Annotated in this window: 20 protein-coding genes and 1 pseudogene; 3 read left to right on the plus strand and 18 right to left on the minus strand. The window is 39.7% G+C overall.

Annotation, left to right across the window (positions count from 1 at the left end; all coding sequences use genetic code 11):
• Position 1: 1 nt before the first annotated feature.
• The 6 genes from comGB to tgt form a co-directional block, all read right to left on the minus strand.
• Positions 2–1,018, minus strand: a complete 1,017-nt coding sequence (gene comGB / locus DB729_RS08770) for a competence type IV pilus assembly protein ComGB (protein ID WP_162138308.1) — start codon at positions 1,016–1,018, stop codon at positions 2–4.
• Positions 966–1,907, minus strand: coding sequence for a competence type IV pilus ATPase ComGA (gene comGA / locus DB729_RS08775; RefSeq protein ID WP_109289440.1), 942 nt, complete (start codon positions 1,905–1,907; stop codon positions 966–968). Before comGA ends, comGB begins: the two co-directional genes overlap by 53 nt.
• A gap of 61 nt (positions 1,908–1,968) precedes the next feature.
• Positions 1,969–2,334: a DUF1033 family protein gene (locus DB729_RS08780; protein ID WP_000286396.1), complete on the minus strand. Its 366-nt coding sequence runs from the start codon at positions 2,332–2,334 to the stop codon at positions 1,969–1,971.
• Positions 2,335–2,490: 156 nt separating this feature from the next.
• The gene (gene nagA, locus DB729_RS08785) at positions 2,491–3,642 is read right to left on the minus strand and encodes an N-acetylglucosamine-6-phosphate deacetylase (protein WP_001134442.1); all 1,152 of its coding nucleotides are present in this window, start codon (positions 3,640–3,642) and stop codon (positions 2,491–2,493) included.
• A gap of 140 nt (positions 3,643–3,782) precedes the next feature.
• Positions 3,783–5,600 carry an acyltransferase family protein gene (locus DB729_RS08790; protein WP_109289441.1) on the minus strand — a complete coding sequence of 606 codons (1,818 nt, stop codon included), beginning with the start codon at positions 5,598–5,600 and terminating at the stop codon, positions 3,783–3,785.
• A 130-nt stretch (positions 5,601–5,730) separates the two neighbouring features.
• Positions 5,731–6,873: a tRNA guanosine(34) transglycosylase Tgt gene (gene tgt / locus DB729_RS08795; RefSeq protein ID WP_007522855.1), complete on the minus strand. Its 1,143-nt coding sequence runs from the start codon at positions 6,871–6,873 to the stop codon at positions 5,731–5,733.
• A 116-nt stretch (positions 6,874–6,989) separates the two neighbouring features.
• Between tgt and DB729_RS08800 the strand changes: the two genes are divergently transcribed.
• Positions 6,990–7,847 carry a DUF975 family protein gene (locus DB729_RS08800; RefSeq protein WP_109289442.1) on the plus strand — a complete coding sequence of 286 codons (858 nt, stop codon included), beginning with the start codon at positions 6,990–6,992 and terminating at the stop codon, positions 7,845–7,847.
• Positions 7,848–7,887: 40 nt separating this feature from the next.
• Here the strand turns inward: DB729_RS08800 and DB729_RS08805 are convergent, their stop codons facing one another.
• From DB729_RS08805 to DB729_RS08840, 8 genes are all read right to left on the minus strand, one after another.
• Positions 7,888–8,250, minus strand: coding sequence for a DUF1304 domain-containing protein (locus DB729_RS08805; protein ID WP_033583911.1), 363 nt, complete (start codon positions 8,248–8,250; stop codon positions 7,888–7,890).
• A 10-nt stretch (positions 8,251–8,260) separates the two neighbouring features.
• Positions 8,261–8,686, minus strand: coding sequence for a MarR family winged helix-turn-helix transcriptional regulator (locus DB729_RS08810; RefSeq protein ID WP_000723483.1), 426 nt, complete (start codon positions 8,684–8,686; stop codon positions 8,261–8,263).
• 158 nt (positions 8,687–8,844) lie between these two features.
• Positions 8,845–9,708 (minus strand): DUF2262 domain-containing protein, encoded by an 864-nt coding sequence (locus DB729_RS08815; RefSeq protein ID WP_000184915.1) that lies wholly within the window; start codon positions 9,706–9,708, stop codon positions 8,845–8,847.
• Positions 9,709–9,857: 149 nt separating this feature from the next.
• Positions 9,858–11,069, minus strand: a complete 1,212-nt coding sequence (locus tag DB729_RS08820; RefSeq protein WP_109289443.1) for a LysM peptidoglycan-binding domain-containing protein — start codon at positions 11,067–11,069, stop codon at positions 9,858–9,860.
• Between the two features lie 165 nt (positions 11,070–11,234).
• Complete coding sequence (locus tag DB729_RS08825; protein WP_001172845.1) at positions 11,235–11,855, minus strand: HAD family hydrolase; 621 nt, start codon at positions 11,853–11,855, stop codon at positions 11,235–11,237.
• Positions 11,856–11,858: 3 nt separating this feature from the next.
• The gene (locus tag DB729_RS08830) at positions 11,859–13,139 is read right to left on the minus strand and encodes an MATE family efflux transporter (protein WP_109289444.1); all 1,281 of its coding nucleotides are present in this window, start codon (positions 13,137–13,139) and stop codon (positions 11,859–11,861) included.
• Between the two features lie 60 nt (positions 13,140–13,199).
• On the minus strand, positions 13,200–14,684 hold the full coding sequence (thrC, locus tag DB729_RS08835; RefSeq protein ID WP_033606371.1) for a threonine synthase: 1,485 nt from the start codon (positions 14,682–14,684) through the stop codon (positions 13,200–13,202).
• A 75-nt stretch (positions 14,685–14,759) separates the two neighbouring features.
• Complete coding sequence (locus DB729_RS08840; RefSeq protein WP_109289445.1) at positions 14,760–16,037, minus strand: glutamate-cysteine ligase family protein; 1,278 nt, start codon at positions 16,035–16,037, stop codon at positions 14,760–14,762.
• Between the two features lie 224 nt (positions 16,038–16,261).
• Between DB729_RS08840 and DB729_RS08845 the strand changes: the two are divergent.
• Positions 16,262–16,656: pseudogene (locus DB729_RS08845) on the plus strand (transposase); the annotation flags it as partial.
• Positions 16,657–17,049: 393 nt separating this feature from the next.
• Here the strand turns inward: DB729_RS08845 and DB729_RS08850 are convergent.
• Genes DB729_RS08850 through DB729_RS08860 form a run of 3 tightly spaced genes read right to left on the minus strand, consistent with a single transcriptional unit; the run spans position 17,050 to position 20,495 of the window.
• Entirely contained in the window at positions 17,050–17,490 is a 441-nt protein-coding gene (locus DB729_RS08850) for a hypothetical protein (protein ID WP_033583901.1), read from the minus strand.
• Between the two features lie 34 nt (positions 17,491–17,524).
• Complete coding sequence (locus DB729_RS08855; protein WP_109289446.1) at positions 17,525–17,920, minus strand: hypothetical protein; 396 nt, start codon at positions 17,918–17,920, stop codon at positions 17,525–17,527.
• A gap of 58 nt (positions 17,921–17,978) precedes the next feature.
• Positions 17,979–20,495 (minus strand): SEC10/PgrA surface exclusion domain-containing protein, encoded by a 2,517-nt coding sequence (locus DB729_RS08860; RefSeq protein ID WP_050589081.1) that lies wholly within the window; start codon positions 20,493–20,495, stop codon positions 17,979–17,981.
• Between the two features lie 284 nt (positions 20,496–20,779).
• On the opposite strand from DB729_RS08860, the gene DB729_RS08865 reads away from it, so the two are divergent.
• Entirely contained in the window at positions 20,780–21,685 is a 906-nt protein-coding gene (locus DB729_RS08865) for a helix-turn-helix domain-containing protein (protein WP_033583898.1), read from the plus strand.
• A 62-nt stretch (positions 21,686–21,747) separates the two neighbouring features.
• Here the strand turns inward: DB729_RS08865 and DB729_RS08870 are convergent, their stop codons facing one another.
• Positions 21,748–22,881 (minus strand): hypothetical protein, encoded by a 1,134-nt coding sequence (locus tag DB729_RS08870; RefSeq protein ID WP_033583896.1) that lies wholly within the window; start codon positions 22,879–22,881, stop codon positions 21,748–21,750.
• Between the last annotated feature and the right edge of the window lie 14 nt (positions 22,882–22,895).

Genomic DNA, 22,895 nt, shown 5'->3' on the forward strand with positions numbered 1-22,895 from the left:
TTTAAAAATTTACCTCCATATTTTGATACATGGGCATAAGCATTGCCGCATAAAGTAAAACGATAATCAGGGCCACAAAGATAAAAACCAGTGGCTGTACTAAGTTCATGGTGCGGTTGACTCGGGTAAAAAAGGCTTCCCAAGTTTTTTCAGCATAGATTTCCAACTCACTCCCCAGCTTGGACTTGACTTCTCCATACTCGATGATGAGACTCAACTCCTTTTTAAAGAAAGGATAGGTCGCTATGGTTTGAGAAAATTCACGGCCATTTTGCAGGGCTTGAGACAAATCTTGACCGATTTCTTTAAAGAGTTGGGAACCTTGTTCCTTCATGATTTGAAAAATCTGCGTCAGCTCCATTCCCTGTGAAATCATATTGCCCCATTCACGCGCATAATAAGCTGTCAGATAAGTCTGGACAAAGATTCCTAGAAAGGGAATCCGCGCTAACATCGAGAAGACCCGCATCTTGGAACTTCTTTTGTAAAAAGTGAGAGCTAAAAGTAGAGACAGAGAGCAAACCAACACTAGTCCCAGAAAGATTTGTGGCAGATTGCCGATGATTTGAGTGGCGATATTGCTACTGTCCAGTTGGGGGAGCAAATAATTCCTGAGCCCCAACATGATTAGCAGGAGAAATCCCAGCAAAATCAAAGGATAGGTTGCTACTTCGATTAACTTTTTCTTGACCTTGGCCAGATTGTCCAGATATTCTTCTATCTTTCCCAAACTCAGGTGAAGATTGCCATGAACTTCAGCTAGGGATAGCTGGGTCACAATGGCACTTGAAAACCCTAAACTCTCCATCATTTCTGAGAAAGATTTTCCCTGAGACAGTCCTTGGTGCATCTGTGTCACATAGTCTTTTTCTAACAAAGCACTTCTACCCAAGAAAGAAATAATTTCCACCAAATGAAAACCACTGGAGAAGAGGTTGTTAAACAAGGTGATGATTTTCTTCTGCTTAGCTGTAGCTAATTTTTTCCGTTTCAGCCTGAAGACTTGTGATATGTCCATCTTTAAGAAGCTGGTCAATCTGCGCATTCCACCTGGTTGGCTGATGTTCCTGATAGTCTTTGTTTGCAAAGTCAACGATTCCTCCTCCCCCGATTAATCTCTGATAGCAGACACCTTGCAGGACAACTGCTAGTTCCTCCTCCGTCACACCCAACTCCAGAAGGCGTTCATAAACTCCTCGGATACTCTTGGCATGAATGGTTGAAAAGACTGTCGCCCCTGTCAAACTGGCTCTAACCACTGCACGCGCCGTCTCGCTATCACGAATTTCACCGATAATCAAGAGATCTGGACGATGACGGAGAGACAGTTTGATCAGATTTTCATAGGTCAGTCCAATCGCCTCATTCAACTGCAACTGCAACATCTCTTCCTGCTTGATCTCGACAGGGTCTTCGATAGACATAACCTGCTGCCCCTTAAACAGAGACTTAGCCAATTCGTGCATCAGCGTCGTCTTGCCACTTCCGACGGGACCTGCAAATAGATAGAGACCCCGTTGCCTGTACTGCTTGCCCAGTTCGTTCATATCCTGAAACCAGAAATGCAAATCCTGCTCCTCATCGTGTAACAAACGAATGACCAAACTCTCATGCCCCCGATAATCTCCCACGGTAGACAAACGCAGAGAAGACACCTTCTCCCCATGCTGATAATCGCAAGAGCCCAGCTGACTACGCCTCTTCTCTCCTACATTCATACCCGCTACAAACTTAAAATGACTAATCACAGCAGCTAAAACATCAAACTCATAGGAGTCAACTAGACACCGCTCGTCTCCAATCCGCATGTGAAGCTCATAGCACTTTTCCTTGGGGATAAAATAGATATCCTGAGCCTTCTTTTCTTTCGCAGTCGCAATAATTTTCTGTGCAATTTCTTGTACCATACCGCCCTCCTTATCTAACTATTCGCAAAAAAATAAAAAAAGCAACTTAAAAAGTTACTTTTTATCTCCATTTCATACGGCAAGAACGGTGTTTTTCTTGGCCTGTTTGTTTTTCGTAGCCTGGACGTAGCTTTTCATCGGGGATGACTTGCTCATCCTGTAAAAGTGCCAAAGAATGGTACTGCTGCAAATACTCATCGCACTCATCACACCAGCGTTTATCAGCAGGATCCCAAAAAATAGTCATCAAATCACTCCGACTCTTATAAAGAGGATTCTTCTTTTCCAGCTCAAACCAGCATGATTTATAATATTTTAGAGCATCATAATACTTATCAAAAGATTGACTCATGATGACATCTTCTTCCCAACCTTCTATGAACCACCACGGTTCAAAATCCCCATACATTTCTATAACACGATACATTCTTACTACTTCCTTTGTACCGTATATTATATCTAATTTTTTAATACAAGAAAAGGATTTTGCTTATTTCCCCCATTAGAAACTTCTTTAAGAAGCCTGTTATTTTCATCTGATAATAAAAATAGGAGTCCTTTATTGACCCCTATTTTTATCTTCTTAGGCTTGATAACGTTTCACACCATCTAGGTAGGTTGCTACCAATTCCAAATCTTTATCTAGTACGATAAAGTCGGCATCGTAACCTTCACGGATTTGACCACAGACATCATCGATGTGAACAGATTTTGCTGGGTTGAGGCTGGCCATCATGACTGCTTCATGCGGATTCGCAATTCCCCATTCGACCACATTCTTCAAACCATCTTTGAGTTTAAGGATAGAACCTGCCAAATTACCTGTCGATTTGAGGCGAGCAGTTCCATTAGCAACAACTACTGGGAATTCTCCCAACATGTAATCTCCATCTTCCAAGCCACCAGCTGTCATACAGTCTGTGATAAGGGCGATATTTTCAGTTCCTTTTTGCTTGAGCAAAATATCACAGGCCTTTGGATCTACGTGGTGACCATCACAAATCAATTCAGCGTAAGTATGTGGCAACTCATACATGGCTCCCACCATACCGAGCTCACGGTGAGTCAACCCACGCATTCCATTATAGGCATGTACCCAAACACTCGCTCCAGCATCGACTGCTTTTTTAGCTTCATCAAAAGTCGCATTGGAGTGTCCAAGAGCAACAGTCACTCCTTCACCCGTAATTGTACGAACAAAGTCTTCTACACCTTCACGTTCTGGCGCAAGGGCAATTTTATTGAGCAGGCCATTAGCTGCTTTTTGCCAAGCACGAAACTCATCCATACGAGGATCTTTCATGTAAGCAGGGTTTTGAGCTCCCTTGTATTTCTCTGTGAAATAAGGGCCTTCAAAATAGATCCCACGAATCTTGGCTCCACTTGCTTCCTGGTAACGAGCACCGATATTTTCAGTTACCGCAAGCAACTGCTCGTAAGAGGAAGTCAACGTCGTTGGCAAGAAGCTGGTAACACCTGTGCTAAGCAATCCTTCACTCATGGTATGAAGGGTTCCTTCGATATTATTATCCATGACATCGACACCGCCAAATCCATGAATATGGGTATCCACAAGTCCTGGGGCAATGCTATAACCGGTATAGTCAATCACCTCAGCTCCTTCAGGAATCTGTTCTACATGCTTGCCAAACTTGCCATCCACAAGTTCCAAGTAACCGCCACGACGAACTCCGTGTGGGTAGAAAAACTGATCCGCTTTAATATAATTAGGCATAATGATAACCTCCTTGATAGATTGATTCTAGAATTTATTATGTCAATTACATTATAAACCTTTCTTTTTCATTTGTAAATGGTATAGACCTATTTTCTAGAGATATTTTAAAAGAGCTGGATTTCTCCAACTCTTTAATTTTATTTTGATTTTACAGGTAGTTCTTGAGCAGCCTTGACAGCAGCTGCAATCGTTTCTGCGTAAAGTTTAGCACCTTCTTCAATCATGTTGCTATCATTCCCAAAGTGGACTTGGTCGGTTCCAGCCCAGATTTCAGGGTGCTCCTTAGCAACCTTATTCCAGTCAGCGATGCTCACGTAAGGATTCTTTTCAGCTAATTCCCGTGCATAAGCCGCATACTGCTCCACTGATGTGTAAGTGTCCTTACTCTTATCTCCCTCATAAGGTGTCACCAATATCAGATGGTGTCCTTTCGGTAGATTGTTCACGATGCTGTCCAAATCATTCTTATAGCCTTCAGGATTGTTGACCCCCGTTGCAATGACAACTGTTTTTAAAAGCGCCTTGTTCTGGCTATTATTGAGCATGATGTCATTGGCTTGCTTGGTCGTCCGACTAACCTGAGCATTGATATTTGCATCAGGAAGTGCCTCTTTTAAGGCTGTATTGGCACGTAAAGTCACTGAATCCCCAATCAGACTCGTTCCCTCAGAAATTCCTAGGCGACTGACTTCAGCTTGTTCAGCCAGAGTCTTTGTTTGTCCTATATTGGTCTGAGCTTGCTTGAAACCATTGACCATCAAGTCTGTCTCAAAAGCTCCAACCTGAGGAGCTGCAGCTATGATAATCAAAGTAAGTAAGGAAAGGGCGCCCACAACACTAGCACTAATAGGTTTGATATGACGCAGTTTAGTGATTTTTCTAACTAAAGCGTTGGTCTTACCGGCAATCAACGGCTCAATAATATAGAAGGATAGGATAGCAAAGAAATAAGAAAAGATAATTGTCAGAATAACAGCAGGCAGATTACTCATCAACTGAGAAAAGATAATATAAAAAGGCCAGTGGAAGAGATAAACCGCGTAGCTGGTATCCGCTAAAAATATAATGATCCGAGGTTCTTGTATCTCAGGTGTTTTCTCATGCAAGACACGCGCAGCAAAAATCATGGTCACTGCCGCTAAACTTGCTAGCAAGAAGCCAAATAAGTACGCAAACAGGTAGGTGAACTTGACAAAGAAAGTCAAGAGCATTAACACCAAGAGACCTGCAGCAAATACCAGTAGATTCTGACGAATATCCCACATCCGGTCAAACTGCTTGACTAAATCGCTCGTCTGACGAACCCCCACAACTGTCGCCAAAATACTTCCTAAAAAGAAAGGATAGACATGGGTCAGACTTGAAAAGTAGACAGATGAATAGGAACTCGCCATTAGACTACCAATAAACATGGAGAAAAAGCTAATGATAAAAGCTCCAGCAGAAAGGAGAAAGACCATCCCTCTCAATTGACTACTAGATTTTGAACGTTTCGATAAGAACCAAACCGCTAAGCCCCAAAGGATATAGTAGTGAACCTCAACAGCTAGGCTCCAGTTGTGAACAAAGAGATGCGGAATGAACTGGGATTCATAACTTCCTCCTGTTAACATTTCGTAGAAGTTGGTCATAAAACCGAGAACTCCAGCTATCTGGCCACCAATTCCAGCAACATAGTCTTGACGAACCAAGAAAGTAAAAGGCATGGTCACCAAAATCATCAGCACCACAGGTGGCACGATGCGGTAAAACCGTCTCTTAAAAAAGCCCAGTAAATCAATCTGGCGTGCCTTCCCAAATTCTTCTAAAAGGAGGGCAGTGATCAAAAATCCTGAAAAAGTGAAAAAGACATCTACCCCAAAGAAGCCTCCAGGAAAGATTGTTTGAAAGAAGTGGTACAAGAGCACCAAAAGTAAACCTGTAATCCTAATCAAGGAAAACCATTTAATACGCATACGAGTTTATTCCCCACTCAATTAGATCGTAAAAACATCTAATTTTATTCCATAATACACCTTATTTTATCAAAAAAAGAAGAAAAATCCTAAGAGAAAACTTAGGATTCCAGTATTCTATTTTTACACTTTAGAAATTGCGTCCTGACTTGTTGTAGCCATATTTTTCCACAAAATATTCACGGAATTCCAAGAGATTGTCATCCACGATGGCTTGACGGACCTGCTTCATCAGGTTGAGTAAGAAGTAAAGATTATGGTAGCTAGTCAAGCGGATACCAAAGGTTTCGTCAGCCTTGAGCAGGTGGCGAAGGTAGGCGCGTGTATAGTTCTTACATGTATAGCAATCACACTCAGGATCCAGTGGCGTAAAGTCTTCAGCGAATTGGGCATTTTTGACAACCAAACGACCTTGACTGGTCATACAAGTTCCATTACGAGCGATACGAGTTGGCAAGACACAGTCAAACATATCTACACCACGAATAACTCCATCAATCAAGCTATCTGGCGCTCCCACACCCATCAGGTAGCGAGGTTTGTTTTCAGGAAGGAGTTGGGTTGTGAAGTCCAAGACTGCATTCATCTCTTCGTGCGTTTCTCCCACTGCCAAACCACCGATAGAGTAGCCTGGAAAGTCCATGCTGACAAGGTCGTGAGCTGACTGACGGCGAAGGTCTTCAAATCCTGCCCCCTGTACAATCCCAAACAAACCTTGATCCTCCGGACGACGGTGAGCCTTTAAGCCACGTTCGGCCCAACGACTGGTACGCTCGATGGATTTCTTAACGTAGTCGTAAGGTTGATAAAACTGAGGACATTCATCAAAAGACATCATGATGTCTGAGCCCAGATTATTCTGAATAGAAATAGCCTTTTCTGGCGACAGGAACATCTTGGAACCATTGAGATGGTTTTTAAAGGTTACGCCTTCTTCTGTGATATTTCGGCTATCTGCTAGGGAATAAACCTGGAAGCCACCACTATCCGTCAAGATTGGTTGGTCCCAGTTCATAAATTTGTGGAGACCACCTGCGCGTGCGATGAGTTCATCTCCAGGACGAAGCCAGAGATGATAAGTATTAGAGAGGATAATTCCTGATCCCATCTCCTTCAATTCCTCTGGCGACTGGGTTTTAACAGTGGCTTGGGTCCCAACTGGCATAAACATAGGTGTCGGGAAGGTACCGTGTGGGGTGATGATTTCTCCTAGACGAGCTCCTGTGTGTTTTTCTTTCTTAATCAAACGGTATTTGATTGGTGAATCTGACATTTTCTACCTCCGAAGCTGGGAAAGACAGTCCCAGTTCATACTTTGTGCCCAAAGGCATACTGTATGATTTTATCAAAAAAACCAGGAACTGTCACGAACTATGGTATAATGAAAGAATGAAATACCAAAAAATTGATTTAAAAACCATTCGTCTGCAGACGAGGCAGTTTCAGGCTGAAAATCCCCGCCTCTTTCTCGTCTATCTCTTACCTAGCATACTGGTCATCTTATCAGGCTTTCTCAACCCCTTGGCTCGTCTCCAAGAAAGTGTTTTAGAGCAATCCTTTTTCAGCATGCTGGCACAAGTGCTCCAAGCCTATCTCTTCCCACTAGTGGTTTCTTTTTTGAGCACGATTTTTCTAGCAGGTGCTGCCTTTGCGACACTCCGACTCCTCAAGGATCCTGATACAGAACTCTCAGTAAAATCAAGTCTAGCCCTCTTTGCTGAAGAGCGCTTCTCGCAAACCTTCCTAACTCTGCTCCTCAAACGTTTCTACCTCTTTTTATGGAGCATTCCAAACTTAGTAGGCGTTTATTTTCTCTTTTATAGCAATCTCTTGGCTCGGAGATTTGTCGCCCTACATCCTGAATTTCCAAAATTAGACCTCTCATCCGTTGAAACCGAGCAATTCCTTATGACCTTTGGACTCTACTTTTTCGCGAGTCTCATCTTGATGATTGTGGGCAATAGCCTCTATATCCCGCAACATTATGCTTACTCGCAGGTAGAATTCCTCCTCTGCGACACTCTGGATTTAGGACAGGTTAAACCCCGTCAAATCCTGAAAACCAGCCGTTTCTTGATGAAGGGTTACAAGTTTCAACGCTTTGTCCTCGACCTACAACTACTCCCTTGGTACTTCCTCAACTGGATTACTTTTGGAATTGCTAGCTTTTCAATCCTTCCCTATATCCAAAACAATCACATCTTCTTTTACAGAGCCCTACTAGCCCGTAAACGTCGAAATGGATAAGAGCATATAAAAACCAGCGTCCTGAACGACGCTGGTTTTCTTATTTCAAAAGCAACATACTCAGCAGAGTCAAAATAGCAGGCCCACCTTGCTTTAGAATAATCTTCTTGTCTGCTGTCAGAGAACCGTAGGTCGCTGCACCAAGCACAAATAAAACAAAGATGGTCACCATTTCCAAACTTTGTGAGAAATAAATCCCGTACAAGAGAAAGACACCTATCAAGGCATTATAAATCCCTTGATTTTTAAATAATGAACTCACTGAAGGACGAGCCAGTTCTTCTTTATCCACATTAAACACTCGACTAGTAGTATCTGATTGCGTAGCCACACTTTCCAAATAAAAAATGTAAAAATGCTCCAAGGCAACGATAGTTGCTAAAATAGTAGTAATGATTGACATCGTTTTCTCCTTAAAATTCTATTTTTTCTAGACCTGACACTAGTTTCGTCAGTAAAGTTGTTAGCTCTTTCTGCTCGGTTGTCGATAAGATGCTCTCCATCTGTTCCTTTACTCGCAAATGATGTTTAGGCGGACTGACTAAGAGTTGATTTTTGGCTTCTTGGGTTAATTCAACTAAGACTTCTCGCTGATTGGCCGGATTACGCTTGCGACTGACATAGCCCTCTGACTCTAGTATCTTAAAATGACGGGTCAAGGCCGCCTGGTCGATTTGCAACTTCTCCTGAACGGCAATCTGGTTGCAGGGTGACTGCTGCAGTAAAAACTGCAAGATTTGATAGCGGGTCAAACTAATTCCCAATTGTTTCTCAAAAAGTTGAGTGATCATCTGATCTGTTAAATGGAGCTGGTACAGTAAGTCGTTAATTTTTTTCATTTCTACCTCCTTGCGTACACTTGATTTATCAACTATTGATTTGTCAAGTATATTACAGAAAGATTAAAAACGCAACTATTTTGCTTACTCACGAAAAATAGCCTCTTGGTTTCAATCCCAAAAGGCTATTATTTCTATATTCTAGATAAAATCCAGCACTAACCTACCAAATCTGCTCGAAGGATTTCTCCCTCTTTATCAATGACAACTTCGATGGCATGGCCTGCAAAAATTTCCTCGCTATCATCATAGTAGAGGGTCAATTCCCCGTCTTCGTTGATCGATAGTTCACTCAAGGAAAGAGAGTTGATAAAATACTCTTCTGTTAACTCCACATCATTTTCATCTGAATCTATCCAGTCTTGGGCTGTTTCCCACAGTTCTTTGACAATATAGTCTTTAATCCGAGTATCTTGAACTTGGAAAGTTCCCATAAATTTCTTTAGATCATCAAAAGAACTTGGAGGGAGACTTTCATCTGCACTCACAGCAAAGATAGCATGAATCTTACCACCCTCGTAAGTGATGAATCCTTCAAACCAAGAATAGGCTCTGTTTAAGGTGAATTCGCCAATATCGTCTTGAATGATGACCGGTTTTTGATAGGTTTCAATCAAGGTCTCTAACCTAGAGTCTGAGGATTGGTCATCTAGGTATTCCAGCAAGTGGTAGCAGTTATTAGCTACTTCTGACATATATGGCTCTAACTCCATGAAGGGGCGTTTTTGACATTTGATATGATGAATTTTGTAGGGTTCAAAACTAAAGCCCCATCTCTTTTCTTCAAATTCCTCAGGAGTCAATACCCATTCCAAACGTCCCTCACGTTCAGAGAATTCCTGGGTTGCAACATTGACACTAGCTTTAAAATGAACGGACGGCATTTTACAACCATCTTTTAAAGAAGCGGCCCCAGTTACATTTTGGAGGGTAAAAATCAAGAATTCGACAATTTCACCACAAAATTCCTCTTCAAAATCATCTCTTGTTTTCTCAAATGGAGTTTTTAATCGATTTGTCATTCACTTCATCCTTTCTCTCTATGCTTAAAAGCGTTAGTATAGTTTTGTATCCGCTTACATTTTAACATGTTTTAGATTTTATTTCACTTATCGACACTATTTTACACAAAAAGAAGCTACACTTTTAAATGTATAGCTTCTTATTATTCTTAATTCATTGATACGTGAACGTGGTCATAGTGGTTTTCGGTCACACTACCACGATCCGGCATTGGATTCCACGTATAGGCTGGTCCATATTTACTATCATATGGAGCGTAGAAACGTTGTTTCCAGATGATATAGTTGATACCACGGCTAGCCATATTTTTGACTGCATATTCCGCGATTTGATCACCAAGTGCTGAACTCACTGGAACCATAAAGTCGATGGCCAAACCTTTCCCATGGTCGCCACTGTCTCCAGGACGGTAACCACTAAAGGATGTGATGCCAAACAAGTTGGCGATTTCTTCCTTAAAGGCTGCCGTTTGCGGTTGAAGACCAGCATTCTCAGACTTAGCTACAGCAAGTCCTGCATAGTCAGGAGCCGCTGGAGCTGAATACGTTCTTGAAGGAGTTTGGCTTTGCTCTGCTTGATAAGTCGAAGTTGCAGTGTCAGAAGTTGCTGTTGATGCTGCTGTTTCTTCTGCTGCACTTGCTCCTGTTGTATCAGCAGGTGTTTCAGTTGCTGGAGCAGCTGATACTGGTGCTTCTGCTGAAGTTGTTGCTGCCGTTTCTTCAGTAGCTGGAATCGCCACTTGTGGAGCTTCTTCAACTGGGCGAGTTGTTTCTGCTACTGGTGCTTCCGCTGGAGTCGTTTCAGCTGTTTCTTCAGCTACAGGTGTTTCTGTAGATGGTGTCTCTTCAGCAACTGTCGCTGTCTCAGAAACTTCTGAACTTGGCGCTACTTCTGCTGGTTTTTCAGTCTCTGTTGCAGTTGGAGCTTCCTCAATTGGTTGAGAAAGGTCTTCTACTTGAACTGTTTGTTCATCAACTGTCACTTGATTTGTCGTCAAATCAGCTGTCGCAGTCGTCACTTCTTCACTAGCATCTGCTTGAGGAGTTTGGATTTCAACTTCCGTTACCTCTTCTGCCTCATTGACAGTTGTAGTGAGGACAGTATCTGGGAAAATCAAGTCCATATTGGTGATTTTGTTCAAATTAGCAAGAACCGTCACATCTACTCCCAAAGCTTCTGCAATCGTGCTCAGGGTATCACCATACTGAACTGTATAGCTTGTTTTGTTGTCCGTTTTAGTCAAATCGTTTTGGATTTGCTCAACACTACGTGCAGTCCAAAGGACTTCTTCTGCTTGGGTTGCCAATACTGGGGCAAATGACAAGGCTACTGTTGAGGCAAAAATCATTCTTTTCTTCATTCGTTCATATTCCTTTCAAATGAGTACCCGTCTATCATAACACAAAAAAAGCAGAAAAAAAGCCCTCTCGGGCCTATTTAATAGAACTGTCTATTCCTTGTAACAAACTCGATTACTTGAAATAGTTTGTTAGGTCTCTGTCACACAACTGACACAATCTTCTCGTTACTTACTCTCAAAAATATGAGGAATATCTGCTAGTGCTCGAATCATGTGATTGCCTTCAAAAGAAGACTCTAAAAAGTTGATGCTTTGAATGCCGCTATTCTGGGCGAATTCCACATCTAAAGTCCGGTCCCCTATATAATAGGTCTTCTCAGGATCCAGCTGATACTTGTCTAACAAATAGGTAGCCGCTTCTGGACTAGGCTTGCGCTCAAAGCCACTCTGACTGGTTAAAATCTCTGTAAAATAGGATTCCAATCCCAGATCCTTTAGAATAGTAAAAGCATTGTCCCCTTTATGAGTGTAAACAAAGTTCCGAATCCCTACTTGGTCTGCCCAATTCAACACCTCACGCGCACATGGCATCAAAACTACCTGAGCATTCTTCTCAGCCAGGCTCTGGGCACGTACCTGATTGAGCACTTCCGCATTCAGATTTCTCTCTTCTGCCACCTGCACCAGCAAATCCTGCACAGAAAACTTGAGGATAAACTCTCTCACTTTCTCCTTATCATAAGGAATAGAAAACTGACCAAAAGTCTCCTCAATCCCTGACAAAATCGCTTCGTAAGAATCCAATAAAGTCCCGTCTAAATCCCAAATAAAAGCTGTTTTTTGCATCTTCTATCCTTTCAAACTCATATAACGCTGGTAACGGTAACGTAGAAATAACCAACGGAAACCATTATCCAAGAGAGTCCCTGCCCAAATACCAGGCAAGCCCCAACCAAGAACAATCCCCATCAGATAGGCTGTTCCTATACGGATACACCACATCCCAATACTTGTCGCATAAAAGGGGAGGCGAGCATTTCCCAAGCCCTGCCAAACTGCCGTATATATAACTGTCCCTGTCGCCATGGGAGTCCCCAATAGAGAAAACAGTGCCACCAAAACGCTCGCTTCGACTGCTACAGGGTCGGTCGTATAGAGATGAGTCAATGGTGTCCCCAAGGCATAGATACTGAGAGTTAAGGGCAACATGAGGAGCAGAGAAAGCCAAAAGGCTTGTTTGCTCAAATTATCTACTCTTTTCCAATTATCCTCTCCAACCGCTCGAGCCACCAGCATGACCGTTGCCGTAGCGACGCCAAAGGCAGGCATATAATTAAACTGGGTCAAGACTTCTCCAACTGCATTTCCCGCCACTGCCTCCGTCCCAAAAGAAACGACCAAGGCAATGATAACCACATCTCCAGCCCTCATCATGAGGCGCTCTCCAGCTGCTGGCAAAGCCAAGATCAGTAAGTCTTTATCCAGTCCAAAAGTCGGTTTCTCAAAAGGTAGCTTTAATTGCGACCACAAAATCCCAAGACCAACCAAACGAGACAAGATAGTCCCCCAAGCAACACCCGCTATGCCCATATCAAGGATAAAAATAGCTAGACTTGAAAAAAGAATATTCAAGGCATTGGATAAAAGACTAACATAGAGGGGTAGACGCGGATTATGCGTTGCACGAATCAAGGCACCTAGACTGGTCATCAAGCCCAAGAGAACAATCGATCCACCCACCAAAGATAGGTAGAGCCCACCACTCTCAGCCACCTCCTGCTCAGTTCCCAAAAGTCCAATCATTTCTTGCCCAGCAAAGATGGATAAAGCCCCTAAAAGAAAACTTAGTAGCAAGGTAATCTTCAGCGCTTCTGTCACGTGATAAGCCAACTTGGACTGATCTTTCTGCCCCATACTTTTTGAAATAACACTGGAAATAGCAGCTCCCAGAGCGATAAAAATCGCCTGGTAAATCGTGATAATATTGCTAGCCACTGAAACACCTGAAATAGCGATTAAGCCCAAGTGAGCGACCAAATAACTGTCCACCATACCCATGAGCATCTGCAAAAAGTTTTCGCCCATAGCCGGCAATGCAATATTAAGAATGTCTTTATTTTTCTTAAACAATCTCTCCTCCTGATGAAAAGAAACTCAGTTGGTTTCCCAACCGAGTTTACTCCCTCTGCCTTAAAGTCCTAGATAAGCCTCAACCGCTGCTTGCATATCAGCAGCTGCCACTGTTGTTTTATGACGAACTGGAGCTGTTTCAAGGCCATCAACCGCTGGTGGCACTGCCACTCCTGAAATGTCATGTAATTGAGCCAAGGCTTCAAAGTCAGTTAAGCCTGCTTTTCCTGTTACTGCTTCTACGGCAACCACTGGGAACTTGTATGGACTAGCTGTTGAAGCAATCACTGTCTTAGTCGCATCGCCAGTAGCTGCTTGGTATTTTCTATAAACAGCTGAGGCAACCGCCGTATGTGGATCCTCGATATAGGCATCTGTTTGATAAACACGTTTAATTTCTGCCGCAGTTTCTTCCTCAGTTGCATATTCAGCTGCAAAGAGTTCCAAAATCGCTGCATCAAAGTCTGTCAATTCATATTGTCCTTGTGTACTCAAGGCATTCATGAGTTCAGCTGTCTTAACCGCATTATTCCCCAAAAGATGGAAAATCAAACGCTCCAAGTTTGAAGATACTAAGATATCCATAGATGGACTAGTTGTCACTTTAAACTCACGTTTCTTGTCGTAAACACGTGTCTTGAAGAAGTCTGTCAAAACATTGTTGTCATTTGAAGCACAGATTAATTTGCCAACTGGCAGACCGATTTGTTTAGCATAAAAGGCAGCCAAGATATTTCCAAAGTTTCCTGTTGGTACTGTGAAATTGACTTTTTCACCCGCCACAATTTCGCCTGTTTTTACAAGCTGAGCGTAGGCATAAACATAGTAAACAATCTGTGGTACCAAACGACCAATGTTCATAGAGTTAGCTGATGAAAATTGCAACTTGTTCGCTGCCAATTTTTCACGAAGAGCTACATCGTTGAACATGTGCTTCACATTTGTTTGCGCATCGTCAAAGTTACCATCAATAGCGATAACATGAGTATTGTCGCCAGTCTGAGTAGTCATTTGCAACTCTTGTACCTTGCTGACACCATCCTTTGGATAAAAGACGATAATCTCAGTTCCAGGCACATCGGCAAACCCCGCCATAGCAGCTTTCCCAGTATCACCAGATGTCGCTGTCAAAATGACAATCTTGTTCTCCAAACCATGCTTTTTAGCGGCCGTTGTCATAAAGTATGGCAAGATAGACAAGGCCATATCCTTAAAGGCAATCGTTGAACCATGGAACAATTCCAAGTTGTATTGCCCATCCAGTTTCACCAATGGCGCAATAGCTGGAGTATCAAACTTGCTATCGTAGGCATTGTTGATACAGTAGTCCAACTCCTCAGCTGTAAAGTCATCTAAAAATGCTGATAAAACTAATTTAGCCACTTCTTGGTAAGAAGCATCTTTTAATGTATCAAAGTCCAAATCCACCTTTGGATAAGTAAGTGGTGTAAACAGACCACCATCCGTCGCCAAACCTTGCAAAATAGCTTGGCTGGCAGTTACTGTATTATTGGCATCACGCGTTGATTGATAAACTAATGTCATGAATCTCTATCCTTTATCTATAGTCTCTTCCATTATATCATGATTTTTCAGAAAATTCTCCCTTTATAAGAGAAATTATAATCCCAATTCTTTCTTCAAAGGCTCTAAATAAACCATTTCTTGCTTATCTCTTTTCTCCAGTCCTTCCTCAGCTAGGGTGAGTAAATCTTTAGAAAACTCGAGAACCGCAGCTTCTTCTTCATCTGTGAGTTGTTTTTTAGAAAATTGTCGTCTTAAAAGCTTATAATCACGACCAGCTGTGGTAAAAAAAGGAGCAGTTCGCAAGTAAGCCTCAAGCTTGTCTAAATGAACCAACAAGCCCAAGTGAAAAGCTGCTGAAGTAAAAGTCCTATCAAGTGGCTGAGTACACACACTACGAAACTCAACTGTTCCTCGAGTCGTTAAGTCTTGATACTGATAACTACGATGAGTTTCAAAATCCTTCTCCTGAGGATAAAGAAGAATCTCCTCCCCATCAAGAGCAAAGGCATGAATTTCAGGGGTTCCTAAGTAATCTTTTGCTCGAATTGGATAAAAATAATAGGTTTCACCATCCCGCTCTGCTGTAAAAATCGCAGAATGATTTAGGTAATCCAAAAAATCATCCTCATCTTTAAAGAGTCTAGCATTGACACCAATGTTCTCTGGATAGATACCATGCATGGACTCTTCCCAAAAAATATCTCTCGAAATTTTGGTATCCCAATCTGCCCCCGAAAACTCAGAATTTGCAAACAAATAAGCTTTGGCAGCTTCAATCTGAGTAAAAGCGTTGATAACACGCAGGTAGTTGGACCTTGAAACGTCCAGTTGAACCTGACTACCGCAGATAAAGGCTCCATACTCAGGAAAATCGTGTAAACCTCTACTAGTCTTACTTCTACTTAAGTTCAAATAATCCATCAACATCTGATAGCGGGGAAAAGCCACTGGACAATTCTCATTTTTATCCCAGTTAGGATGAAGGCCACAGCCAACAATAGCATGATTAGCTTCACCTAACTTATTCTGAATCGTAGCCATATAGAAGTTAAAGCGTTCTTCTACCTCTTGGATAGATTCAGCTTTTCCGAATGCAAACTCAATTGTCGTATAAGCAACCTCAAACAAGATCGTATCTTGGCTGACTAGATCAAGTAACTGAATTGGATTCCCAAAATCATCCACTTTTTCGATAGTAAAGCCCAGTACTGATGGTAAATACCGAAAGAGATCCTTAACAACTTCACCATCTGTAGCTTTACCCTCTAAATTTACAATAGGAAATTCTAACTCAATCCCAATAAATAAATCTGGGTTCTCTTTTATATTCTTTAAGTAACGTTTCTTTAGTAATTCAACAGAGCGAGACATCAAATACCAACACTTTCATAATCAAAATAAATTGTGAATAAATAATATTATACCAAAAATCTAAGCAAAAAAGATTAGAATGGCACTCAAAAATAAGGCTCTATAATATTTGCAGTGGGTAAATCCCCTATAGATATTATGGAGCCTATTTTTGTGTGATAAATTGTAAAATATAGTGCAACAAAAAACTCATAGCGTTTCATTGGTGTAAACTGTAAGTAACCACACAAACTATCATCCGAAATTACTTTCTTCGCTACGATAGAATCGTTCGCTGTCAGGTGAAAATCATTACGATGGATATGTTTAGTCCTTACTATGACTTAGCTAAACAGCTTCGCTTTCGAATTTCTAGGCTCAGGCTCATCGAGGAGAATCTAAAGCAGGTTCATCCTCTTTTTCAGACTGTCTTTAAAACCTTCCTCAAGGACAAAGAGAAAATCCTCAACGCTCTTCAGTTACCCTATTCTAATGCAAAATTAGAAGCGACTAATAATCTCATCAAACTTATCAAGCGAAATGCCATTAGTTTTAGGAACTTTGAAAAGTTCAAAAACGGATTTTCATCGCTCTTAACATCAAAAAAGAAAGGACAAAATTCGTCCTTTCTCGATCTTAGCTGACTTCAACCCACTACAGTTGACAAAGAGCTATTTTTAGTAACTCAAGCAAATACAGATAATCAGATAAAAGAAAAGACAAGGCCTAGAAACCTTGTCATTATTACTATACCGGTGGCCAACAAACTAGCGTTAAAATAAGTTAAAATAAATAACCAAAAAGCGATTAAATCAAGATGTTATCACACGCTAGTTAATATTCAAAATTGAGAAGTTGACCAAAAGTTGACCAACAACTATTTTACGCATTAAAAATCTTCTTACTTTCTCGAGTAAGAAGATTTTTATTATATATCAACTAATAAAACTGTTGTTTAACTAACTATTAAGATTTTAATTTGATAGTTCTCAAAATCCTAACCACTCTAGTTTTCTTTTAAATATTGAAATTTTTAAGAATCTGACTTATGACTATCAATTTCTTTCTTTATATTTATTTCACCATCTTTAAAAAGTAAAATACATACAAATATATTTGCTACAGCGCTAAGATAATAAATTATTCCTCCAAAACCTAACGCTCCCGTTCTTCCTATCAATTCACTTGTGATCGCTAAATGTACCGCGATAGCATAAATATTTAACAATATGATAATTACAAATCTGATTCTACTAAAGATTATCGATTTAATATTGACTAAAGATAATATTAAAGCAATCGAAAATGCTCCATACCATAAAATAAATAAAATCACGGGTGATGGTAACCGTAAATAGCTAGCAACTGCCCTGCTCATCGGAGCAAGTGACATATCTCGACCAGTGACAACCGGTAGTAAAAAAGTAACAAGCCCTAAAATTGTTGTACCAATTAAAATATTCTTATATTTCATAATATTTCCTTCCTCTTATTGATTTTTAAGTCTTCTATTTTTTGATTAATATCAATTCATCATCACTGCTACCATCAGAAAGTCTTAAAATGTCACCTTCCTTCCTAAAAGTCATTTCTGTAGTCAAGTCCCTATCCGGGTCTTTTAATGTGAAAGTTTTTGTAGCTGAATTAATCTTTTCAATTTTTCCTTCATGTTTTTCATCACCTTTAATCATTACCAGATTGCCTTCGTTACCATGTATTGACACTACTATAGTAATTCCACCTTTTTCACCAGAATAACTTCCGTCCAAGTCACTCTTGATTAAAAAGCTACCAGCAAACATCACAGATATTATTGCTATCCCTACTACTATTATCTGCTTTAATTTTAAAAGCTCTTTAAACCAATTAACAACCTTCATAAAAAATTCTTTTATCTCGTTCATTTCAACCTCTTTTTTATTATGTAATTATCTTTTAATTTTTGATTAATTTATTCACTAATTAATTCTTTTTTCTGCTTCCTACTGCACAAACAACAGATAGAATAGTTACACCGAATATAGCTAACCAACTCTCATGTTCACCTGTCTCCGGTAGTGTTTTTGCTCGTTCTACTCGTGAATAAATTGGCTTACTTGATGCTTGTTGTTGACTTGTGTACGCTTGACCATTAACAGTAACATTGCCTTTGTCATCAATAGCGAGTATCTTATTATCGTCAAGTCCTTTGTTCAAACTGTTAATGTCAAATTCTGAAAGTTCTTCAGCAGTTGGTGCTGTGTTAGGAATTGCAATGATAGTTCCGTCAGGTAAGGTAATAATTTTATTATCTTTAGCCTTGTCTTCTAAGTCTTTTAGACGGTCATATTTTGTTTGTAGTTCAGCTAGTTTAGCTTGTTCTTCAGCAAGTTTTGCTTGTAATTCTTTAAGCTTAGTATGAGCAGCTTTAGCTTTTGTCATTGCATCTTTAAGGGCTGTATCCTTTTCTGAAGCGGTTGTTTGTGCAGCGGCAAGAATTGCTGGAGCTTCTAAGTAGCCTTTCAATTCAGTAGCAAGTGCTTTTGCTTCTGCAACCAAGCGGTCTTTTTCTTCAACTAATTTAGCTTTTTGAGCTTTAAGAGCTTCAAGTTTTGATTCTTGTTTTGTGAGTTTAGTTTTTGCATCAGCAAGAGCTTGAACTTTTTGTTCTTGAACACGTTTAGCTGATTTAAGAGCTGATTTAGCATCATCAAGAGCCTGTTTCTTAGAAGCAAGGTCCGCTGAGAAGTTATCAACTGCTTTTTGAGCTTCAGCTTGACGTTTTTGTGCGCTTTCAAGAGCAAGTTTTGCAAGACGCAAGTTGTTTTCAGCAACAGCTGTTTGAACAGGTGTAGCAGTAGCGTCAGTTAATGTCTTTTCAGCTGAAGTTTTAAGTTCTAGAGCGTTAGCATAATCAGCAGATGCTTGTTTGAGAGCGTCATTTGCGTTTTCTGAAGCAGTTTGAGCTGTAGCTTTTTCAGCTTTAGCGTCTTCATAAGCTTTTTGAATTGCTTCAGCATTGTTTGGGTTAGTGATTGATTCACCTTTGTCTGCGGTAACCATTACTAGCCAATATTGTCCATTGATGTTTGCAATATCAAGACCAACATTTGAAGCACTAGAAAGATTATTTTCCAAATGTCCCCATTTTGATGGTGCGTCAGCAAATGATGTACGCATTAATGCATCAATAACAGCCTTTTTCAAATCGTACATGGTTTTTAGTTCTGATTTAGATGCGATACCAGCAAGATTTTCTGTTCTAGCAGTAAGATTTTGACCAGCTAACAAACTGATGTGTCCATGTGTAAGTGGACTTTGAGCTCTTTCTTTATATGCTTTAGCACGATTTGATGCAACGTCAATCATTTCTTTTGTGACTGATGTATCGTTTGTCACACCAAGTTTTCTACGAATTTGATTCAATGCTTGAACATATAAGTGAGAGATTTCTTCTTTTTGAGCTTGAGTTAGATTGTCAATATCAACAGGTTCATCTTTTGCATTTTTGCCAATTGAAACGTCTGTGTTTTCAATAGCTGTAGCACCAGAGTCAGTCATGAAGTCATCGTCACCTGAAGCTTTATCTTCTTTGAATTGAGTCAAATCTGGAATTTTGACAATATCAACGCTATCTAGAGCTTTAGTAGCTTTAGCTAGTTTATCTTCAGCTTGAGAAAGTGTAGCTGTAGCATCATTAGCTTTTTGAGTGGCTGATGTGAGGTTGTCTTTAGTTTCGTTAACTAAAGTTGTTTTAGCGTCAACGTCTGCTTGAGCAGTGTTGATTGCGTCTTGACGTTTTTGGTCAGCTTTCTTAGCATCAGTCAAAGCAGTTTCTGCATTAGTGACATTCTTTTCAGTAGATTTTGTTTGAGCTTTAGCTTCATCAAGTTTATCTTCAACTTGAGCAAGTCCAGTTCCTGAAATTGCGTTTTTAGCTGATTGAACTTGGGCTTCTTTAGCAGAAACATCAGCGTTAGCGTCTTTAAGAGCTTGTTCAGCATTAGACACATCTGTTTGAGCATTGTTTACAGCTTCAGTTTGTGTTGCAATTTTTGCATCAGTAGTAGCTGTTTCTGTAGCATTAGCTTTTTGATCAGCAAGATTTGCTGCTTGGTCAGCTTGGTTAGCTGCGATATTTTTTGGTGTTGCTTTTGCTGCGTTTGCTTCAGCGTTTTTGACAGCTTGATTTGCTGCATTTGCTTCATTTTGAGCCTTAGCTTGTGCTTGGTCAGCAGCAGTTGCGTTAGCAGTAGCGTTGTTCACTTGAGATTGAGCAGTAGCAACATTTTTTTTCTGAGCATCAACGTTATTTTTGACCTCATCAGATGTCACTTTATGTGGTTCAGTAGTCGCACCTGTTGATGGATCTGTCTTAATGATAGATTTATTAGATGCGTTAACTTTTGGTGTTACTTCATCAGCAAATGCTGGTGTACCAACGGCTGCAAGGGTGATTGCAGTAGTTGCTGCGATGGTTTTGATTGTATTCTTTGCCATAAAATTCTCCTTTATTGCTATTAAGGTAGGTTTGGCTGTAAAGTCAAACCTTGTTATATGTAGTATAACAAGAGATTTGTCAGCTGTTTTACCAGTTAACTCTCAGGAGTATTTTAACAGAAATAATTAATGTAATTTCTCGATTTTATCCTATAGGTTCATTTTTTTCAAAACAAACCGAATAATTGGGGAGTTTCCCTTTTTTTGAACCTATAGGTAGGTTTTACATCTTATTTCAACCTATTTTACGGTATAATAATATTGAAAAACAAAAGGAGATGACTATGACAGATTTATACCCATTTGGACAGACATTTAAGCAGTTGCGAGAGAGTAGAGGACTTAGCTTGAAGGAAGCAGCCGCCAATATTGTATCCCCTCAATTTCTAAGTCGCTTTGAAAAAGGGGAAAAAGGTATTTCTCTTGAAAACTTTAGTAGATTACTCATTGTTTTAGGATTAGAATGGAATGATTTTGCAACAGCTTATGCCAACCAAGGTGGCGACTGTATGGAATTTCCTTCTATTGAATTTGCGAAGCATGTTAAGAATGAAGAAGATATTTTAACTTATGCCACTGTATATGAAAAATTATTTGATACTTATTTAAATGACAACCCTCTACAAGCTGATATACTATTAAAATCAATTAAACTAGGACATTACCCCACTATTTCTAAAACAGATGAAACTGTAGCGAAAATTCAGCATATTATCAATCATTTAATGAAAATTGAAACATTTAATAGTGCTGAACTGGAGATTTACTGTCGTATCATCAATCATTGCCCACTTGAACTTGTTGAACACATGTCTAAACAACTCCTCCTCATGTATGCACAAAGTGCCAACACTGACACTCATATTCGTATTTTGAACGGTCTAACCTTTACAGCTAAACATTTTTCAGAACTTGGTTACTACGCTAAGGCGGATGATATTATTAAAAAAATAAAATCATTGCAAACATTTGAAAGAGGTTATTTATCCACACCACTCATGTTCCTTGAAGTAGAACATGTATACAATCAATTTCGTTGGAACAAGCCTGAAGCAATCGCTTTAGCAAAAAACCTTTTCAACTATCTTGAAAGTGCAAAATTTATTGATATAAACTACTACTCCAATTTTATCAAAGCTTTTACTTATCATTGTCATAAATTAAATAAAACAGGCAAAGAACTCTTCTAACATTTATTATAAGATAAACTAAACCGCTAAGACTAAATCCTAGCGGTTTTCTTTTATTCTATTTACATAGGTAAAGCTTTGTCTTTATATGCCTTTTCAATATCTTCATTTATTTCATCGAGAGTAAGCTGCTTCGGTTCAATTTGAACTTCTGTTACCTGAAAATATTCTTTATCAAATCCTGTTAAATCAAATCCTATTTTGAACAATTTTTTATCAGTTTTACGATATCCTAATCGACTATCTTGCAACGACTGAACCTTCTCTAAATCTGATACAAAACGTTCAATGGATTGTACAATCATCTGTTGTTCTTTATCTAAATAGTGTGAAAGCTTTAACTTTGAATATCGACTATCACTTTTTATTGCAAAAGTACTCCTATATTCTCGCATTTCATGTGAATAGTATAAATTATAGGTTTGATAAATTTGATAACCAAGGGAATCTGAAATGATTGCAGTCTGTTTCTCATTCCATTGCTCAATCTCATCAATCACTTGATGAGCAAATACTTTAAGTTTAGCATCTAAATAGCCTAACTCATAATCACTGTCAATAAACACTTGTTTAAATAATTGATAAAATTGTTGCTCAATCTCGGGCTGATATAGTCGAAAAATTACTTGAGCTAACTTTTTATCATGAATATCAAAAGAAATACTTTCAAATGAGAAATCAGATTCAATTTCTTTTTTAGCCAATTCAGATGCAAAAACGACGGATGGCTTTAAGACTTCAATAGCTCTCTCTTGAAGAGAGAACTTTTCTTTTGTACCCTTATTAATATGATTCAATGCATCAAAAATTACAAGATAAAACAGAGCTGGGAGAAGTGTCTTCCAGTCTTTTTCTTTTCCCCACAACAATTCAGATACCGAAATCTTCATATTCTCAGCTATAAGCCTAATAGGGGTGGGGCTCATCTTTTTACGCTCTCCTTTTTTGATACAAGTCATTCGTTGCTTCGCAGACTCTTTAGATAAACCATAGTACGGTTCATCTTGATAGTCTCCTTTATTTTCTTTAATAATCTTCTGATTATTGTTGGCTATAGTTTTATCATATAAAAATTGATATAGGAAATATTTTTTTTCTTTAGGATGCTCTTTCCGATACTTTTCCTGATAGTCCAATACTCTTTGTGGGATAGAATCTAATGTGAATCTATAAATCATTTCTTTTATGTTATGCATTATACGCTACTCCT

It is taken from the genome of Streptococcus halitosis, assembly GCF_003143695.2.
GTDB classification, from domain to species: Bacteria; Bacillota; Bacilli; order Lactobacillales; family Streptococcaceae; genus Streptococcus; species Streptococcus halitosis.

Bases quoted from the DNA above. Each gene is read 5' to 3' on its own strand.
- comGB (WP_162138308.1), bottom strand. From the start codon at position 1,018: ATGGACATATCACAAGTCTTCAGGCTGAAACGGAAAAAATTAGCTACA.
- comGA (WP_109289440.1), bottom strand. From the start codon at position 1,907: ATGGTACAAGAAATTGCACAGAAAATTATTGCGACTGCGAAAGAAAAG.
- DB729_RS08780 (WP_000286396.1), bottom strand. From the start codon at position 2,334: ATGTATCGTGTTATAGAAATGTATGGGGATTTTGAACCGTGGTGGTTC.
- nagA (WP_001134442.1), bottom strand. From the start codon at position 3,642: ATGCCTAATTATATTAAAGCGGATCAGTTTTTCTACCCACACGGAGTT.
- DB729_RS08790 (WP_109289441.1), bottom strand. From the start codon at position 5,600: ATGCGTATTAAATGGTTTTCCTTGATTAGGATTACAGGTTTACTTTTG.
- tgt (WP_007522855.1), bottom strand. From the start codon at position 6,873: ATGTCAGATTCACCAATCAAATACCGTTTGATTAAGAAAGAAAAACAC.
- DB729_RS08800 (WP_109289442.1), top strand. From the start codon at position 6,990: ATGAAATACCAAAAAATTGATTTAAAAACCATTCGTCTGCAGACGAGG.
- DB729_RS08805 (WP_033583911.1), bottom strand. From the start codon at position 8,250: ATGTCAATCATTACTACTATTTTAGCAACTATCGTTGCCTTGGAGCAT.
- DB729_RS08810 (WP_000723483.1), bottom strand. From the start codon at position 8,686: ATGAAAAAAATTAACGACTTACTGTACCAGCTCCATTTAACAGATCAG.
- DB729_RS08815 (WP_000184915.1), bottom strand. From the start codon at position 9,708: ATGACAAATCGATTAAAAACTCCATTTGAGAAAACAAGAGATGATTTT.
- DB729_RS08820 (WP_109289443.1), bottom strand. From the start codon at position 11,069: ATGAAGAAAAGAATGATTTTTGCCTCAACAGTAGCCTTGTCATTTGCC.
- DB729_RS08825 (WP_001172845.1), bottom strand. From the start codon at position 11,855: ATGCAAAAAACAGCTTTTATTTGGGATTTAGACGGGACTTTATTGGAT.
- thrC (WP_033606371.1), bottom strand. From the start codon at position 14,684: ATGACATTAGTTTATCAATCAACGCGTGATGCCAATAATACAGTAACT.
- DB729_RS08840 (WP_109289445.1), bottom strand. From the start codon at position 16,037: ATGTCTCGCTCTGTTGAATTACTAAAGAAACGTTACTTAAAGAATATA.
- DB729_RS08850 (WP_033583901.1), bottom strand. From the start codon at position 17,490: ATGAAATATAAGAATATTTTAATTGGTACAACAATTTTAGGGCTTGTT.
- DB729_RS08855 (WP_109289446.1), bottom strand. From the start codon at position 17,920: ATGAACGAGATAAAAGAATTTTTTATGAAGGTTGTTAATTGGTTTAAA.
- DB729_RS08860 (WP_050589081.1), bottom strand. From the start codon at position 20,495: ATGGCAAAGAATACAATCAAAACCATCGCAGCAACTACTGCAATCACC.
- DB729_RS08865 (WP_033583898.1), top strand. From the start codon at position 20,780: ATGACAGATTTATACCCATTTGGACAGACATTTAAGCAGTTGCGAGAG.
- DB729_RS08870 (WP_033583896.1), bottom strand. From the start codon at position 22,881: ATGCATAACATAAAAGAAATGATTTATAGATTCACATTAGATTCTATC.